General features: G+C 61.5%; 11 protein-coding genes and 1 riboswitch. Of the genes, 10 read left to right on the forward strand and 1 reads right to left on the reverse strand.

Annotated elements, in window-relative coordinates; translation table 11 throughout:
- Nucleotide 1: 1 nt before the first annotated feature.
- The gene (moaA, locus tag B9Y51_RS06855) at nt 2–1,033 is read right to left on the reverse strand and encodes a GTP 3',8-cyclase MoaA (RefSeq protein WP_085529230.1); all 1,032 of its coding nucleotides are present in this window, start codon (nt 1,031–1,033) and stop codon (nt 2–4) included.
- 210 nt (nt 1,034–1,243) lie between these two features.
- Here moaA and modA point away from each other — a divergent pair, with 210 nt between their 5' ends.
- The 10 genes from modA (at nt 1,244) to rpoB (ending at nt 15,703) form a co-directional block, all read left to right on the forward strand.
- The gene (gene modA / locus B9Y51_RS06860; protein WP_218189207.1) at nt 1,244–2,104 is read left to right on the forward strand and encodes a molybdate ABC transporter substrate-binding protein; all 861 of its coding nucleotides are present in this window, start codon (nt 1,244–1,246) and stop codon (nt 2,102–2,104) included.
- On the forward strand, nt 2,088–2,945 hold the full coding sequence (locus B9Y51_RS06865; protein ID WP_245826090.1) for an ABC transporter permease: 858 nt from the start codon (nt 2,088–2,090) through the stop codon (nt 2,943–2,945). Before modA ends, B9Y51_RS06865 begins: the two co-directional genes overlap by 17 nt.
- 8 nt (nt 2,946–2,953) lie before the next feature.
- Nucleotides 2,954–4,234 (forward strand): molybdopterin molybdotransferase MoeA, encoded by a 1,281-nt coding sequence (locus B9Y51_RS06870; protein WP_085529232.1) that lies wholly within the window; start codon nt 2,954–2,956, stop codon nt 4,232–4,234.
- Nucleotides 4,235–4,273: 39 nt separating this feature from the next.
- Nucleotides 4,274–4,765, forward strand: coding sequence for a cyclic pyranopterin monophosphate synthase MoaC (moaC, locus tag B9Y51_RS06875; protein ID WP_085529233.1), 492 nt, complete (start codon nt 4,274–4,276; stop codon nt 4,763–4,765).
- Entirely contained in the window at nt 4,762–5,259 is a 498-nt protein-coding gene (locus B9Y51_RS06880) for a MogA/MoaB family molybdenum cofactor biosynthesis protein (protein WP_085529234.1), read from the forward strand. Before moaC ends, B9Y51_RS06880 begins: the two co-directional genes overlap by 4 nt.
- Nucleotides 5,246–5,725, forward strand: coding sequence for a molybdenum cofactor biosynthesis protein MoaE (locus B9Y51_RS06885; RefSeq protein ID WP_048682961.1), 480 nt, complete (start codon nt 5,246–5,248; stop codon nt 5,723–5,725). The genes B9Y51_RS06880 and B9Y51_RS06885 overlap by 14 nt, the downstream gene beginning before the upstream one ends.
- Before the next feature lie 380 nt (nt 5,726–6,105).
- Nucleotides 6,106–6,197: riboswitch (glycine riboswitch) on the forward strand.
- A 124-nt stretch (nt 6,198–6,321) separates the two neighbouring features.
- Nucleotides 6,322–9,192, forward strand: coding sequence for an aminomethyl-transferring glycine dehydrogenase (gene gcvP / locus B9Y51_RS06890; protein WP_085529235.1), 2,871 nt, complete (start codon nt 6,322–6,324; stop codon nt 9,190–9,192).
- Nucleotides 9,193–9,221: 29 nt separating this feature from the next.
- A complete protein-coding gene (gcvT, locus tag B9Y51_RS06895; protein ID WP_085529236.1) occupies nt 9,222–10,406 on the forward strand; it encodes a glycine cleavage system aminomethyltransferase GcvT in 1,185 nt (394 codons plus the stop codon).
- A 54-nt stretch (nt 10,407–10,460) separates the two neighbouring features.
- Complete coding sequence (locus B9Y51_RS06900; protein ID WP_085529237.1) at nt 10,461–11,909, forward strand: L-serine ammonia-lyase; 1,449 nt, start codon at nt 10,461–10,463, stop codon at nt 11,907–11,909.
- Nucleotides 11,910–12,187: 278 nt separating this feature from the next.
- Entirely contained in the window at nt 12,188–15,703 is a 3,516-nt protein-coding gene (rpoB, locus tag B9Y51_RS06905) for a DNA-directed RNA polymerase subunit beta (RefSeq protein WP_048682952.1), read from the forward strand.
- The last annotated feature ends 54 nt before the right edge of the window (nt 15,704–15,757 follow it).

Below are 15,757 nucleotides of genomic sequence, written 5' to 3' on the forward strand. Positions count from 1 at the left end.
GTTATCCTCCGATTGCACTCATGCTTCGATCCGGTTGCACAAATTCGGGGGTGTCCAGCCCCACTGTGTCTTGACCGTGCGCCTTGGGTTTTACCCACATGGCTGCTTGCCATATTTCGGCGATCTCCTCGTCGGAGGCGTCGGACCGGATCGCGGTCAATAGGTCAGTTTCCTCGTGAGAAAAGAGGCAACTGCGAATCTTGCCGTCGGCCGTGATCCGAGTGCGACTACACGACTGGCAGAAGGGCTCGGTCACAGAAGCGATGATACCGACTTGCCCGAGGGGATGGGACGACGGGTCGGAAGCGCCCGGGAACACATCCCACAGTTGAGCCGGGGCCGAGCCACGGGGTTCGGTGTGCGGAGCCAAGGTGAATTTCTCCGAAAGGAGTTCCCGCATTCGTTCCGCGGTGACCATGCCGTCTCGGGTCCACCCGTGGTCGGCGTCCAATGGCATCTGCTCGATAAACCGGAGTTGGAACCCCTGATCGAGGCACCATTCCAGCAACTCGGCCGCCTGGTCGTCGTTGATGCCGTTCATGAGTACGGCGTTGATCTTCACCAGGTGAAGGCCGGCCTCTTTGGCGCCTTCTAGGCCCCGAAGAACCTGAGGGAGGCGTTGTCTCCGGGTCATCTTCGCAAAAGTTTCGGGGCAGATGGTGTCCAAGGAAACATTGATGCGTTGCAAGCCCGCCGCGACGAGATCATCGATGCGTTTTTCCAGGCCGATGCCGTTGGTCGTGATCGACATGGGCAAGTTCGGGTGAGCTTGATGTAACGAGCCAATAATGTGCTCTAGGTCGCGTCGGACCAAGGGTTCACCTCCGGTGAAGCGAACCTCTCTAATGCCCAAGAGGCGGACTCCGATGTCCGCGATGCGCACGGCTTCATCCGCGGTGAGCATCTCGTTCTTCTTAAGCCAGTCCAACCCTTCGGCGGGCATGCAATACGTGCACCGGAGATTGCACTTATCGATGAGGGAAAGGCGCAGATCATGTGCGATGCGTCCGTGGCGATCTTCGAGTAGTCCCACGAATCCTCCTTACGGCCAATTCGTTGGGGTCTTGGCCTTTCTATCTACGTTACTCGCCGTGTCCAGGCCGAGAGAAAGACCGTTTATGATGCGCCACCCATCGCAGTGGGCCGCGTCACAAAAGTGAAGGGCATTGCCTCGTGCCTATACTTAAATTTCGGTCCGATCCTTGGGATCGCGATGCATCACCACACCTGCGAAGGAGCACCTATGCATCAGTACAGCTCTATGAATGCCTCGACCACAGGGGGCTCGAACCGGAAAACCCGATGGGCTCTGATGGGTGCTTCTACCATGGCGATCGGCGTCTTGGCGCTCTCGGGATGCGGAAGCTCAGGGGCGAGCGACGCCACTTCCAGCGGAAGCGCGTCCGCCTCAGACGGCGAGCAGCAGAAGACGATTACCGTGTTCGCCGCGGCATCCTTGCACAAGGCCGGGGAGGACCTCGCTAAGAAGTACGAGGCAGACCACCCGGGCGTCAAGATTTCGTGGAACTTCGCCGGTTCGTCAAAGCTCGTGCAGCAAATGCGTGAGGGAGCTTCCGCCGACCTTTTCATCTCGGCAGACCAGGCCAATATGAATAAGGCTCTGAAAACGGATGCCTTCCATAATTCGCCCGAGCCCAAAGTCATCGCCAGCAACACGCTTCAGCTGGTGACGGCTCCGGGCAACCCGGGGCACGTCTCCAGTATCCAGGACGCCGCGGATCGACCGGTGGCGGTATGCGCCCCCGAGGTTCCGTGTGGCACGTTGGCGAAATCAGCCACGGATGCCGCGGGAGTGCACCTGAATAAGGCGAGCCAGGAAGCCAATGTCTCGGCCGTTTCTACCAAGGTGAGCCAGGGTGAAGTGGACGCGGGCTTCATCTATTCGACGGACGCACTGAATTTGAAGAATGGTGGCAAGGACGTCACCGCAATCGATCTCCAAGGGATCTCGAATAATAAGTACCCGGCGGCCATGACCACCTCCGGTCAGGACCGTTCGGACGTTAAGGACTTCTACCAGTGGTTAGCGTCCAACGATGCCCAGCAGATCCTGAAGAAGTACGGTTTTGAGCCGGGCGAATAGTCGCAATTACGCGTTTCCGCTGTGGATGTTTGTCCCAGCCGCCATCGCTGTACTGGTGGTGGTGGGGCCGCTGTTGGGGTTGGTCATCAAGATTCCCTGGCATCGAGCCGAGGAGCTCTTGTCGGCACCCTCGGCGGTCGCGGCCCTCAAGCTTTCCCTCGGGACGGCGGTCACTGCCACGGTGCTGTGCATCCTGGTGGGGCTGCCGCTCTCGTTGCTCTTGGCGCAATGGGCTCGACATCGCAGTGAATCGCGTGGGGGACGTGGTTCAACGCTTATTCCGGTGATGGGTGGAGGCGTCGCCTTTGTCGTGTACGCCCCATTAGTGCTCTCACCGGTGGTTTCTGGGCTTGCCCTCATGTATTTCTGGGGGCGCAATGGGCTTCTCGGGCAATTTCTTGCCTCCACCGGATTGAGCGTTTCCTTCACGCCGTGGGCGGTGGTGCTCGCGCAGGTATTTGTTTCCCTTCCCTTTTTCGTGTCCACTGCCGTGACCGCACTCTCCTCGATTCCTCGTCGATTTGAGGAAATCGCGGCGACGGAGGGGGCCCGGCGCGGAGAGATCATGCGCAAGGTGCTGTTACCCATTGCGGCCCCCGGCCTGATCACCGCCTCCTTGCTGAGCTTTGCCCGAGCCCTCGGCGAATTTGGGGCAACTATCACCTTCGCCGGCAATATAGACGGCGTTACCCGTACCATCCCGCTGAATATTGAGCTGGGCCTGTCCTCCGACGACGTCGACGCCGCGTTGGGAAGTTGCATCATGCTGCTTGCCCTGTACATCGTCGTGGTGGCGCTGCTAGTGCTGGCCCGCTGGCTCGGCGGCCTCCGTCAACGTTAGGGAGTCTGATGTCCGAACGTCCCTCCAAATCTGCCACCGAGGCCAGGTCGCCTCGGGAACACCTCGACCGGGTGATCCAACACCTTCGCTCCTTCGGTGCTCGGCCCCGCAGCGAAACCATTCCGGTGGGTCCGGACGCTCTCGGTCGAGTTCTCGCCGAAGACGTGTTGGCACCGTTGGACTCTCCGCGCTTCGATAACTCCCAGATGGATGGCTTTGCCCTGGCTGCCTCCGATGTCGAGCGGGAGGACCGGGTATTTCTCGTGGGGCCCGTGGTGGCCGCAGGGTCCGATCCGGAGAAGGTCTACCCGAACGGCCTGGAGCAAGGAACCGTCTGCCCGATCATGACGGGGGCGAAGCTTCCCGATGGGGTTGGCGCGGTGGTTCCCGTCGAACGCTGCGAACCGCCGGAATTCGTGGAGGCTGGCCGTCGAGTTTCCGTTCCCAAGGCACCGTCTGGGCAATTCATTCGGACGTCAGGTTCCGACATCATGCGAGGTGAAAGGGTTCTAGGGCGTGGGCAAGCTGTGACGCCCCATAGACTCGGAATCCTCGCGGGGATGGGATGCCAGGAAGTTGTGGTCCGTGCACAACCGCGGGTGCTGATCTGCACAGGTGGCGAAGAAGTTCTCGGAATGGACTCGACGGCGGAATCGCTCGGAGCAGCCGGAGTCTTTGACGCTAATGCACCCATGTTGTCGGCTTTGTGCGTCGAATATGGGCTCGACGTCGTGGGCCGGGTCCATACGAGCGACCGGCCCGAGGATGGCGCGTCTCGACTCCGGGAGGCCGTCCGGCAATACCGTCCTGACGTGATCATCACCTCCGGAGGCATCAGCCACGGCGCGTTCGAGGTCATCCGCCAGATCATCGGTTCGAGCGCGACGTCGTGGTTCGGTCACGTATCGCAGCAGCCGGGCGGGCCGCAGGGGTACGGTGACTGTGAGGGTGTGCCGGTGATTTGTCTGCCGGGAAACCCGGTCAGCACCCTCGTTTCCTTCCGCGTCGTCATAGCCACGGCCGCGGCGGCGGTATGGGGGACACGGCAACCGCAGTCCGTCCAGGCGGTGCTCGAAACTCCGGTGCATGGGGTCGAGGGTAAGACGCAGTTTCGACGGGGCCGAATTGTGAATGAAGGATCAGCTCGCAGGGTCGCCGTCGTCGGTGGGGCCGGCTCGCACCTTCTGTCACAGATGGCGGAGGCGGACTGTCTCCTTGAGGTGCCGGCCAACGCGCAACTGAGCCACGGCGACGTCGTGACAGCGCACTTGCTCAACCTCGGATGCTAGCCCCCCCGAGCACCACCACTGACTGATGGAGACAACACTATGACCGAAGAACCTACCGGGCTGACCCACGTTCGGGCTGATGGAACCGCCCATATGGTTGACGTGACCGCTAAAGGCGTAACGCAGCGCGAAGCCACGGCAACCGGAACCCTGAAAACTCGACCGGACGTCATCGATCTCGTCTACGCGGCGGACCTGCCGAAAGGCGACGCGTTGCCGGTGGCGCGTATCGCCGGAATCATGGGTGCCAAGAAGACGTCCGAGCTCATCCCGCTGTGTCATCCCTTGCCGCTTGGCAAAATCACGGTGGACTTCGAACGGTTGGAGGAGGGCATTCGGGTCGAGGCCACCGTGAAGACCTCGGGGGTGACCGGCGTCGAGATGGAGGCATTGACCGCTGTGAATACGGCCTTACTCGCGCTCTACGACATGATTAAGGCCGTGGATAAGCACGCGGAAATGCAAGGGATCTACGTTGTGGCGAAATCTGGAGGGAAATCCGGGGATTGGCAGCGGGAGCGCACCTCATGAGCGATACCCGCAAGAAGACGGGACTGGTCATCGTGGCCTCTACCCGCGCTGCCCGGGGAATCTATGAAGACCAGTCCGGGCCGATTGCCGTGGAATGGCTTCAAGGCGCTGGGTTTGAGACCCCTGATGCGCTGGTCGTCGAAGACTCCCAGATCGAGGCGACGTTCGCCCGCGTGATCGAGGATCCGGAAAACCGCCCGACTTTCATTCTGACAAGCGGTGGAACGGGTCTGAACAGTGATGATCGAACGGTAGAGGCCGTCGCCCCATACCTTGATCGGCAGATCCCCGGAATCATGCACGCCCTCTGGGAACGCGGTTTACGATCCACTTCGACGGCGGTCCTTTCGCGAGGCGTAGCTGGCGTCGTCGGGAGGACTTTCGTGGTGACGTTGCCCGGTTCTCGTGGGGGAGTCAAAGATGGGATCGCTGTTCTGGACGGCATTTACCCGCATATCCTGAGCCAATTGGAGGATTGCCATGACCACTCATGAGTCAAACGGGGATCCATCGCGCGTTGCGCAGGAAACGGGGCGAGTTATCCGCGCGGACGTTGTCGAGGAGCCACTGGAGCACCTGCAGATGGAGGGGCGTGCCGCGACCATGACCCGGGCCATGGGCGCCCTCGTGGTCTTCGACGGTATTGTGCGCGATCACGACGGGGGCCGGGACGTCAGCGGCCTCACGTATACGGCCCACCCTGACGTGGGCGAGTTCATGAGACGCACGGCGGAAACGGTATCGGCGCGTCACGCGGATGCACGTCTCTGGGCTGTGCACCGCATCGGCCCCTTGGAGATCGGCGAATCCGCGTTGACGGTCATGGCGGCAGCGGCACATCGAGGGGCAGCCTTTAGTGCGTGCGAGGACCTCGCGGACTCGATCAAGGCCGAGGTTCCGATCTGGAAAGAGCAGTTTCTCCGGAATGGCTCGATCGACTGGGTAGGTCTCGATTCCTAGGCCCGAACCGGCACGAAGGCGACCTTCAGGGCTACCCCCGAGGCGCCACCTGCCATTGGTACACCTATTGCCAACTCAGGTGAATTATCTCTCTGTACGCGCTATCTCGCTGGAGCTGTACCGAGGGTAGCGGCCGGAAAACAGGATTCCTGTCGCTGCACTCGGCGCCGCCACGAACTCACCTCGAGGTAACGCCGTCGTCGAATCAACCAAGCACCATTCCGGGCACGGTCGAGCAAGGATCATGTAGGAGCCAGACCGTGCACGGCAGGTGCACCAAATTCATCCACCAGCCCCGCTTATCGGTGACCCGACCGAGGAGCGGGGCTGGTGGTTGGACGTCCCGATGTGGTGTGGCAAACTTAAGGTCAATTGCCGCGAAAGCGCTTTCGGGAGAGATTCGGCTCGACCGGACGCCGAAGGAGCAAACCCTCCCCGGGAAACTCTCAGGCCCATGAACCGAAAACGTCAGGCAACTCTGGAAAGGGACCCCACGGTCCCGCCGAAGGGGCAAGACGTCGCACCGTCGCGGCGTCGAAAACTCTCAGGTCAAGGCACAGAGCGGGGAGGGCACATTCGCCGACCTCGGAGTACACATGTCCTTCATCGACCGCCACCTTGGGCCCCGCCCGTCCGACATCGCCTCCATGCTTAACGAGCTGGGATACGACTCTTTGGCTTCGTTGTCCGACGCGGCCGTGCCCGCCTCGATCAGGCGTTCCGAGCCCATGACTCTTCCCGGGCTTTCCCAGCCGCTGAGCGAAGACGAGGCAACGCGTCGACTGCGCGGGCTCGCGCACCGAAATCAGGTCAAGGTCCAAATGATCGGTCAAGGATACTCCGAGACCATTACGCCGGCCGTTCTGCGGCGAAACATCCTGGAGAGCCCGGGTTGGTATACCTCATACACGCCCTATCAACCGGAAATCTCGCAGGGCCGGTTGGAAGCGTTGCTCAATTTCCAAAACGCCATCATGGACCTGACCGGCATGGACATTGCCAACGCGTCAATGTTGGACGAGGCAACCTCTGCCGCCGAAGCCGTCGTGATGATGCGCCGGGCCAATCGCAAGGTCAAGGGCGGGGCGGTCGCCGTCGACGCCCGGCTCCTACCGCAGACCCTCCGCATTGTAGAGGGTCGTCTGACCGCCCTCGGTATCGAGCACCGCATCGTCGATCTCTCCGAGGGTCTGCCTGACGAGGAACTTTTTGGGGTGATCGCGGCCCAGATTGGCTCCGAAGGCCAAGTCATCGACAACACCGATCTCGCGTCCCAAGCCCACGAACGCAACGCCCTCGTGACGATCGCGACCGACCCGTTGGCTCTGACGCTGATCTCTTCTCCGGGCGCCCAAGGCGCGGACATTGCCGTCGGAAGCTCGCAACGCTTCGGCATCCCCCTCTTCTTTGGCGGACCTCACGCGGCATTTATCGCCGTTCGCCGCGGCTTCGAGAGGTCCTTGCCCGGCCGTTTGGTGGGCGTGAGCACCGACGCGTCTGGACGGCCCGCCTATCGTCTGTCGCTCCAGACCCGCGAGCAACACATTCGGCGCGAAAAGGCCACGTCTAACATCTGCACGGCCCAGGCTTTGTTGGCGATCGTGGCAGGGGCGTACGCCGTCTATCACGGTCCGGAGGGGCTTCGTCGCATCGCCGAAGAGATCCATGACAAGGCTGCATATCTTGCGGCCGGACTCGACGCCGCGGGCATCGAGCTCGCCCACGAAACCTTCTTCGATACCGTGACGGCAGTGACCCAGGGCCGCGCCGATGAGGTCATGGCCGCCGCCTTGGCCAAGGGCATCAACCTCCGCAAGATCGATAACGACCGGGTGGGCATCAGCATTGGCGAGCCGCACACGTTTGCTCAACTCGATGACGTTCTGAGCGCATTCGACGCGGCGCCTTCAGACAGCCCCGGTGCGTACGACCTCCCGGAGGAGGTGCTGCGGCAGGACGACTACCTCCGTCACCCGGTGTTCCACGCACACCGAAGCGAAACTCAGATGATGCGTTATTTGCGGGAGCTGTCCGACAAGGACCTCGCGCTCGATCGCACGATGATTCCGCTCGGTTCGTGCACCATGAAGCTGAACTCCGCGGCCGAGATGGAGCCCATCTCGTGGCCGGAATTCGCCTCGATCCATCCGCTCGCCCCGCGGGATCAAGCGGAAGGCTGGCTTGAACTGATCCAGAACCTGGAGGAGTGGCTGACCGCGGTCACCGGTTATTCCGACGTTTCCCTTCAGCCGAATGCCGGCTCTCAGGGGGAGTACGCCGGTCTGCAAGCGATCCGTGACTACCACCGTGACCGAGGTGAATCGGAGCGCGACGTCGTCCTCATTCCGGCTTCGGCGCACGGAACCAACGCCGCCTCGGCCGTCATGGCAGGACTGCGCGTCGTCTCCGTCGCTACGGCGGAGGACGGTTCCATCAACATCGAGGACCTGACGGCGAAAATTGAAAAATATGGTGCGCAACTTGCGGCCATCATGATCACGTACCCTTCGACGCACGGCGTGTACGAGGAGACGGTGACCGAGGTGTGCCGCCTGGTCCACGAGGCGGGGGGACAGGTCTACGTCGACGGCGCCAACCTGAATGCCTTGATGGGATTGGCCGCACCTGGCGAATTTGGGGGCGACGTTTCGCACCTGAACTTGCACAAGACGTTCTGCATTCCGCACGGTGGCGGGGGCCCCGGCGTTGGTCCCGTGGCCGTAGCGTCGCAGCTGGCACCGTATCTCCCCGGAGATGCGGCGGAGATCGATGCCGATTCGGGCGCGGACTCACGCCGCGTCGAGGCGGTTTCTCAGGCCTTCTTTGGATCCGCCGGCGTGTTGCCCATTTCGTGGATGTACATCGCGATGACGGGAGCGGAAGGCCTCCGCGCCTCGTCGGAAGTCGCGATCCTCAACGCGAACTATCTCGCGAAGAGGCTCAACGACTACTTCCCGGTTCTGTACACCGGGCCGTCGGGATTGGTGGCTCACGAGTGCATTATCGATGTGCGGGATCTCTCCCAAGCCTCGGGAATCACCGCGGAGGATGTCTGCAAGCGCCTGATCGACTACGGCTTCCACGCCCCGACCCTGGCCTTTCCCGTAGCGGGAACCCTCATGGTTGAGCCCACGGAGTCGGAATCTTTGGAGGAACTCGAGCGTTTTATCGAGGCAATGATTCATATCCGTGCGGAAATGATCGAGGTGGCCGAGGGCCGGGTCGACGCCGAACAATCGGTGCTGCGGTTGGCGCCGCACACGGCCGAGGTCCTGACCGCCGACGAATGGGATCGCCCCTACTCTCGGAGCCTTGCCGCTTATCCGGTGCCGCGTTTGCGTCATTCCAAATATTGGGTTCCGGTGGGCCGCATCGACGGCACCGCGGGGGACCGACACTTCGTCTGTGAATGCCCTCCCATGGAGGCTTTTGACCTCGAGGGCCCGCTGGCCGCCGAAGACGCATAATCGAATCGTTCGATCAGGGAGACACGAAGATGACTGCTCAAAATACCGACTTCATCCCCAATACCGAAGGTCCGCGCACCACGATGCTCCACGGAGTCCATGAGGAGCTGGGAGCGAGCTTTACCGACTTTGGCGGCTGGGAAATGCCGTTGAAATACGACAACGACGTCGCAGAGCACCGCGCCGTGCGCGAGGCGGCGGGTCTCTTCGACCTGTCCCACATGGGTGAAATCAGGATCACGGGCCCGGAAGCTTCTGCCCTTCTGGACTACGCCCTGGTCTCGTCCTTCTCGAAGCTCGCGGTAGGGCGCGCCAAATACTCGGTCATGGCGAATGCCGAAGGCGGCCTCGTGGACGACCTCATCACGTACCGAGTGGGCGAGGAGGAATACCTCGTCGTGCCGAACGCAGCGAACGCCGACGCCGTCCTTCGGGAGTTTACGGTTCGCGGCGCCGACTTCGATGCGTCCATCCACGAGGAGACGAGCGCGACCTCGTTGATCGCTCTGCAGGGCCCGGTCTCTGCCGAAGTATTGGCGAGCGTGATGGATAACGTGCGACTTGCGGATGGCAGCGAAGATCTCGCCGACCTGAAGTACTATGCCGCCGCCCCTGCGACGATTGCCGGAATCGAGGTGCTGCTCGCCCGCACCGGTTACACCGGTGAGGACGGCTTCGAACTTTACGTTCCCAATGAGTCGGCCGGGGCCTTGTGGAACGCGCTCCTGGAAGCGGGCCGGGAGCACGGCGTCGTCCCGGCAGGACTGGCGGCACGCGATTCGTTGCGCCTCGAAGCGGGGATGCCGCTTTACGGTCATGAGCTCGGCCCGAACGTTTCACCATATACTTCCGGGCTAGGTAAGATGGTCGACATTGCCCTGAAAAACGGCGCGGACTTCGTGGGCCGCGAAGCCCTCGAAAGGGCCCAGGAACGCGCTCACGAACCACGCCAGCGAGTTCTCGTGGGCCTGCGAGGCTTGTCAAAGCGACCGGCCCGTGCCGAAGCTAAGCTCGTGACCGGTGACGGCGAGGACCGCCGGGAAGTGGGCGTCGTCACCTCGGGAATTCCTTCTCCGACGTTGGGATATCCGATCGCCATGGCACACGTGGAACGCGAGCAGTCCGACGTCGGCAAGACCATCGCGGTCGATATTCGCGGTAAAACCAACGACTTCGAGGTCGTCGAATTGCCGTTTTATCGTCGCTCGAAATAACCACTCGAATCCGGCCTGCCGGAACCCCAACTATTGACGGAGGTGTGGAAGGCCATGAAGAGCACCACTGATATCAGCGTCTTCGATCTATTCAGCATCGGCGTGGGCCCCTCGAGCTCACACACCGTGGGCCCGATGCGTGCCGCAAACCGCTTTATCAGCGAGTTGATTGGTGCGCAGCGTCTCGACGACGTCGCTCGTCTCCAAGTGGACCTCTACGGATCTCTGGCAGCCACGGGAGCGGGCCACGGAACCATGTCCGCAACCGTCAAGGGGCTCGCCGGATGGATTCCGGAAACCATCGATATCGCCGAATCCGAGCAGATGATCTCCGATAATCAGGCCACCGGAAAGCTCGTTCTGGCGGGTTTCGCCCCTGACGTCGACCCGTCGACCGCGAACCGGTCCGACATTCAGACGGGGCCCGAGGTGGAGATCAGCGAGGCAGCGATGGTGTTGCGTCCGCTGACCATTTTGGAACGCCACACCAACGGCATCCGATTTACAGCCAAAGATTCCGATGGCCTGTTGATTGACGAACGAACCTATTTTTCGGTCGGCGGCGGATTCGTCATCGAAGAGGGTGAAGAGGCCGCCGGTGGCGACAGCCTGACCGATGTCCCGTATCCCTACGATTCCGCCGAAGAACTCGTGGAATTGGCGAATGCGCATCGTCTCTCGATCGCCGAACTGAAGATGGCGAATGAAACGACGGCCCGAACCCGCGAAGAGGTCGAGGCCGGAATTCTGCACATTTATCAGGTGATGCGCGAATGCATCGGTTCGTCGTTGACTCGTATCGGATACCTCCCCGGCGCCCTCAAAGTTCGGTGTCGAGCCCAAAAATGGCATCGAGAGTTGTTGAGTGAAGACCCCAATAAGGATCCGCAATACTCGATCGATTGGGTGAACCTGATCGCCTTGGCCGTCAACGAGGAGAACGCCTTCGGCGGACGTGTGGTGACCGCGCCGACCAATGGCGCCGCGGGAATCATCCCGGCCGTATTGCACTATGCCGTCAACTACGTCCCTGAGGTGCGCCACGGCGGCCGAAAGAAGCGCGAACGCGCGGTCATCGACTTCTTCTTGGCGGCCGCGGCCGTGGGTACGTTGTATAAGAAGCGAGCGTCGATTTCCGGTGCGGAGGTTGGTTGCCAAGGCGAAGTGGGTTCCGCCTCGTCGTTGGCCGCGGCCGGTCTCTGCCAGGTGCTCGGCGGAAACGTGGAGCAAGTGGAAAATGCCGCCGAAATCGCTATGGAACACAACCTCGGCCTGACCTGCGATCCCGTGGGAGGGCTCGTGCAAATTCCGTGCATCGAGCGCAATGCGATGGCGGCGGCCAAGGCAGTAAACGCAGCCAAGATGGCGATGCGTGGTGACGGCGAACATCGGGTCTCATTGGACCAAGTCATCGAGACCATGCGGCAAACGGGCGTGGACATGTCCAACCGATATAAGGAGACCTCACAGGGCGGTCTCGCCGTCAACGTCGTCGAGTGCTAATTCAGCGGGGGAGCGGGTTTCGCATAACCGCTGGACAAATCAGAATTCCGAGTGTAGAGTAAAAATTTGCGCTTTCCCTAAATTTTTGTGCCTTCATATAGCGGTGGGTACAACTGATGGATCCAGCTCACGCTTCCAGGCAACCACGACCACCGACTCACCAAGATCGCTCATCATAGGGGCGGTCCTTGTGCGCGTCAGATCGCCAGCCGGAATGCGCGAGAACGTGGATCCGGGCAAGCCTTCGTGTACCGACAGGTCTGTGGAAGGATCCAATCTTGGTCGCCTCGAGCACCTCTAATTATGACGCCGCTCTCGCGGAGGGAAACCCGCACGACGGTTCCGCCTCACGCATCTCTTTTGCAAAGATTCACGAACCACTGAGCGTTCCTAACCTGCTTGCCTTGCAGACGGACAGCTTTGACCGCCTCGTCGGAAACGACCGCTGGAGCCAGCGCGTCGTCGAAGCCGAAAAGACCGGCGATGCCTCGGTCGAGCGCGTGTCCGGCCTGACCGAAATCTTCGAGGAGATCTCACCGATCGAGGATTTCCAGGGCACGATGTCCCTGTCCTTCTCGGAACCCGAATTCGCTGATCCGAAGTACACCATGGAGGAGTGCAAGGATCGCGATGCCACCTACTCGGCGCCGCTATACGTCAAGGCCGAGTTCATGAACAACGAAACCGGCGAGATCAAGCAGCAGACCGTGTTCATGGGCGATTTCCCGCTCATGACCGAGTCCGGCACGTTTGTGATCAACGGTTCCGAGCGCGTCGTCGTCTCGCAGCTCGTGCGTTCCCCGGGTGCCTACTTTGAGAAGGCCGCCGACCGTACGTCTGACAAGGACATCTACTCGGCCCGCATCATCCCTTCCCGCGGTGCTTGGTTTGAGCTGGAGATCGACAAGCGCGATCAGGTTGGCGTTCGCCTCGACCGCAAGCGCAAGCAGTCGGTCACCGTCCTGCTGAAGGCCTTAGGCTGGACCGACTCCAAGATCTTGGAAGAGTTCGGCGAATTCGACTCGATTCGCGCGACCCTCGAGAAGGACACCGTCGAGACCCGCGACGAAGCCCTGATCGATATCTACAAGAAGCTTCGTCCCGGTGAGCCCCCGACGGTCGATGCAGCTCAGTCGCTGCTCGACAACATGTACTTCACCCCGAAGCGCTACGACCTGGCCAAGGTCGGTCGTTACAAGATCAACCGCAAGCTCGGCCTCGACAAGGCGCTGTCCGATAACGACTCCTCGGTTCTGACCCAGGACGACATTGTCGCCATGATCCGCTACCTCGTGACCCTTCACGCCGGCGGCAAGACCATCAAGGGCAAGCGCGACGGCGTCGACACCGACATCTACGTCAGCACCGACGACATCGACCACTTCGGTAACCGCCGTATTCGTGCGGTAGGCGAGCTGATCGAGAACCAGATCCGTACGGGCCTTTCCCGTATGGAGCGCGTCGTGCGCGAGCGGATGACTACCCAGGACGTCGAGGCCATCACGCCTCAGACCCTGATCAACATCCGCCCGGTGGTCGCCTCCATCAAGGAGTTCTTCGGCACCTCCCAGCTCTCGCAGTTCATGGATCAGAACAACCCGCTCGCCGGGCTGACCCACAAGCGTCGCCTGTCTGCGCTCGGCCCGGGAGGCCTCTCCCGCGACCGCGCCGGCATGGAGGTCCGAGACGTGCACCCGTCCCACTACGGACGCATGTGCCCGATTGAGTCCCCTGAAGGCCCGAACATCGGTCTGATCGGATCGCTCGCGACCTTCGCGCGCATCAACCCCTTCGGTTTCATCGAGACTCCGTATCGCGAAGTCGTCGACGGCAAGGTCACCGAGAAGGTCATGTACCTGACCGCGGATGACGAAAAGGGCAAGATCATCGCGCAGGCAAATGCTCCTCTCACCGAGGACCAGCACTTTGCCGAAGAGTACGTCCTGTGCCGCGCCGCAGACGGTTCCGGTGAAGCCGAGGCCAAGCCGGCCGCCGACGTCGAGTTCATGGACGTTTCCCCGCGCCAGATGGTGTCCGTGGCGACGTCGTTGATTCCTTACCTCGAACACGACGACGCCAACCGCGCGCTCATGGGTGCCAACATGCAGCGTCAGGCGGTGCCGCTGCTCGAATCCGAGTCACCGGTCGTCGGCACGGGCATGGAAGGCTACGCCGCGATGGACTCGGGCGATTCCGTGCTGGCCAAGAAGGCCGGTGTGGTCCGCGAGGTTTCCGCCGATCTCGTCGTCATTGCGAACGACGACGGCACCACGACCTCGTACCCGATCGCCAAGTTCCAGCGCTCCAACCCGGGTAACTGCTACAACCACCGTGTTGTGGTTTCCGAGGGAGACCGCGTGGGATACCGCGGCTTGATTGCCGACGGCCCCTCGACCGACAAGGGCGAACTTGCCCTCGGTAAGAACCTCTTGGTCGCATACATGTCCTGGGAAGGCCTCAACTACGAGGACGCGATCATCCTCTCGCAGCGTATGGTCTCGGACGACGTCTTGACTTCGATCCACATCGAGGAGCACGAGATCGATGCCCGCGACACCAAGCTGGGCGCCGAAGAGATCACCCGGGATATCCCGAACGTCTCGGAAGAGGTCCTGTCCGCACTGGACGAGCGCGGCATCATCCACATCGGTGCCGAGGTCGAGGCCGGCGACATCCTGGTGGGTAAGGTCACGCCGAAGGGTGAGACCGAGCTGACCCCTGAGGAGCGCTTGCTCCGCGCGATCTTCGGTGAGAAGTCCCGCGAGGTTCGTGACACCTCCTTGAAGGTTCCCCACGGCGAGTCCGGAACCGTCATCGGCGTCCGCGTGTTCGACCGCGACGAAGACGACGAGGACATGCCTCCCGGAGTCAACCAGCTGGTTCGTGTCTACGTGGCTCACAAGCGCAAGATCACCGACGGTGACAAGCTCGCAGGCCGTCACGGTAACAAGGGCGTCATCTCCAAGATCCTTCCGGTCGAGGACATGCCGTTCATGGCCGACGGAACTCCGGTGGACGTCATCCTGAACCCGCTCGGTGTGCCGGGCCGTATGAACATCGGCCAGGTGCTCGAGGTCCATACCGGTTGGTTGGCCAAGCAGGGTTGGAAGATCGAGGGCAATCCCGAGTGGCTCGAGAATCTGCCGAACTTCCCGAAGGAATCCGGCCCCACCAAGGTCGCGACTCCGGTGTTCGACGGTGCGGAGGAGAACGAAATCTTCGACCTCCTGGACCACACGACGCTGAACCGGGACGGCGAGCGTCTGATCGACCGCTCCGGCAAGGCGATGTTGTTCGACGGACGTACCGGTGAGCCGTTCCCCGAGCCGATTTCGGTGGGCTACCAGTACATCCTGAAGCTGCACCACTTGGTGGACGACAAGATTCACGCCCGTTCGACCGGTCCTTACTCGATGATTACCCAGCAGCCGCTGGGCGGTAAGGCACAGTTCGGCGGACAGCGTTTCGGCGAGATGGAGGTGTGGGCACTCGAGGCGTATGGCGCCGCCTACACGCTGCAGGAAATCCTGACCATCAAGTCCGACGACGTCCACGGACGCGTCAAGGTCTACGAGGCCATCGTGAAGGGCGACAACATCCCCGAACCGGGTGTCCCCGAGTCCTTCAAGGTGCTCATCAAGGAAATGCAGTCTCTGTGCCTGAACGTCGAGGTCCTCTCGACCGAAGGCAATGCGATCGAAATGCGCGACTCGGAGGACGAAGGATTCCGGGCTGCCGATGAATTGGGTATTGACCTCTCCCACAACGAGCCCAGCTCGGTCGAGGAAGTCTAAACACCCCTCATCCACACCAGATCCTTCTAGAGTTTTTTGAGAGAAAAGGACCCC

The organism is Kocuria massiliensis, assembly GCF_900169715.1.
Taxonomy (GTDB): Bacteria; Actinomycetota; Actinomycetes; order Actinomycetales; family Micrococcaceae; genus Rothia; species Rothia massiliensis.

What these genes read in the sequence shown, in the direction of transcription:
- B9Y51_RS06870 (WP_085529232.1), top strand. Translation starts at nt 2,954, where the DNA reads ATGTCCGAACGTCCCTCCAAATCTGCCACCGAGGCCAGGTCGCCTCGG.
- modA (WP_218189207.1), top strand. Translation starts at nt 1,244, where the DNA reads ATGCATCAGTACAGCTCTATGAATGCCTCGACCACAGGGGGCTCGAAC.
- moaC (WP_085529233.1), top strand. Translation starts at nt 4,274, where the DNA reads ATGACCGAAGAACCTACCGGGCTGACCCACGTTCGGGCTGATGGAACC.
- B9Y51_RS06880 (WP_085529234.1), top strand. Translation starts at nt 4,762, where the DNA reads ATGAGCGATACCCGCAAGAAGACGGGACTGGTCATCGTGGCCTCTACC.
- gcvT (WP_085529236.1), top strand. Translation starts at nt 9,222, where the DNA reads ATGACTGCTCAAAATACCGACTTCATCCCCAATACCGAAGGTCCGCGC.
- gcvP (WP_085529235.1), top strand. Translation starts at nt 6,322, where the DNA reads ATGTCCTTCATCGACCGCCACCTTGGGCCCCGCCCGTCCGACATCGCC.
- B9Y51_RS06885 (WP_048682961.1), top strand. Translation starts at nt 5,246, where the DNA reads ATGACCACTCATGAGTCAAACGGGGATCCATCGCGCGTTGCGCAGGAA.
- B9Y51_RS06900 (WP_085529237.1), top strand. Translation starts at nt 10,461, where the DNA reads ATGAAGAGCACCACTGATATCAGCGTCTTCGATCTATTCAGCATCGGC.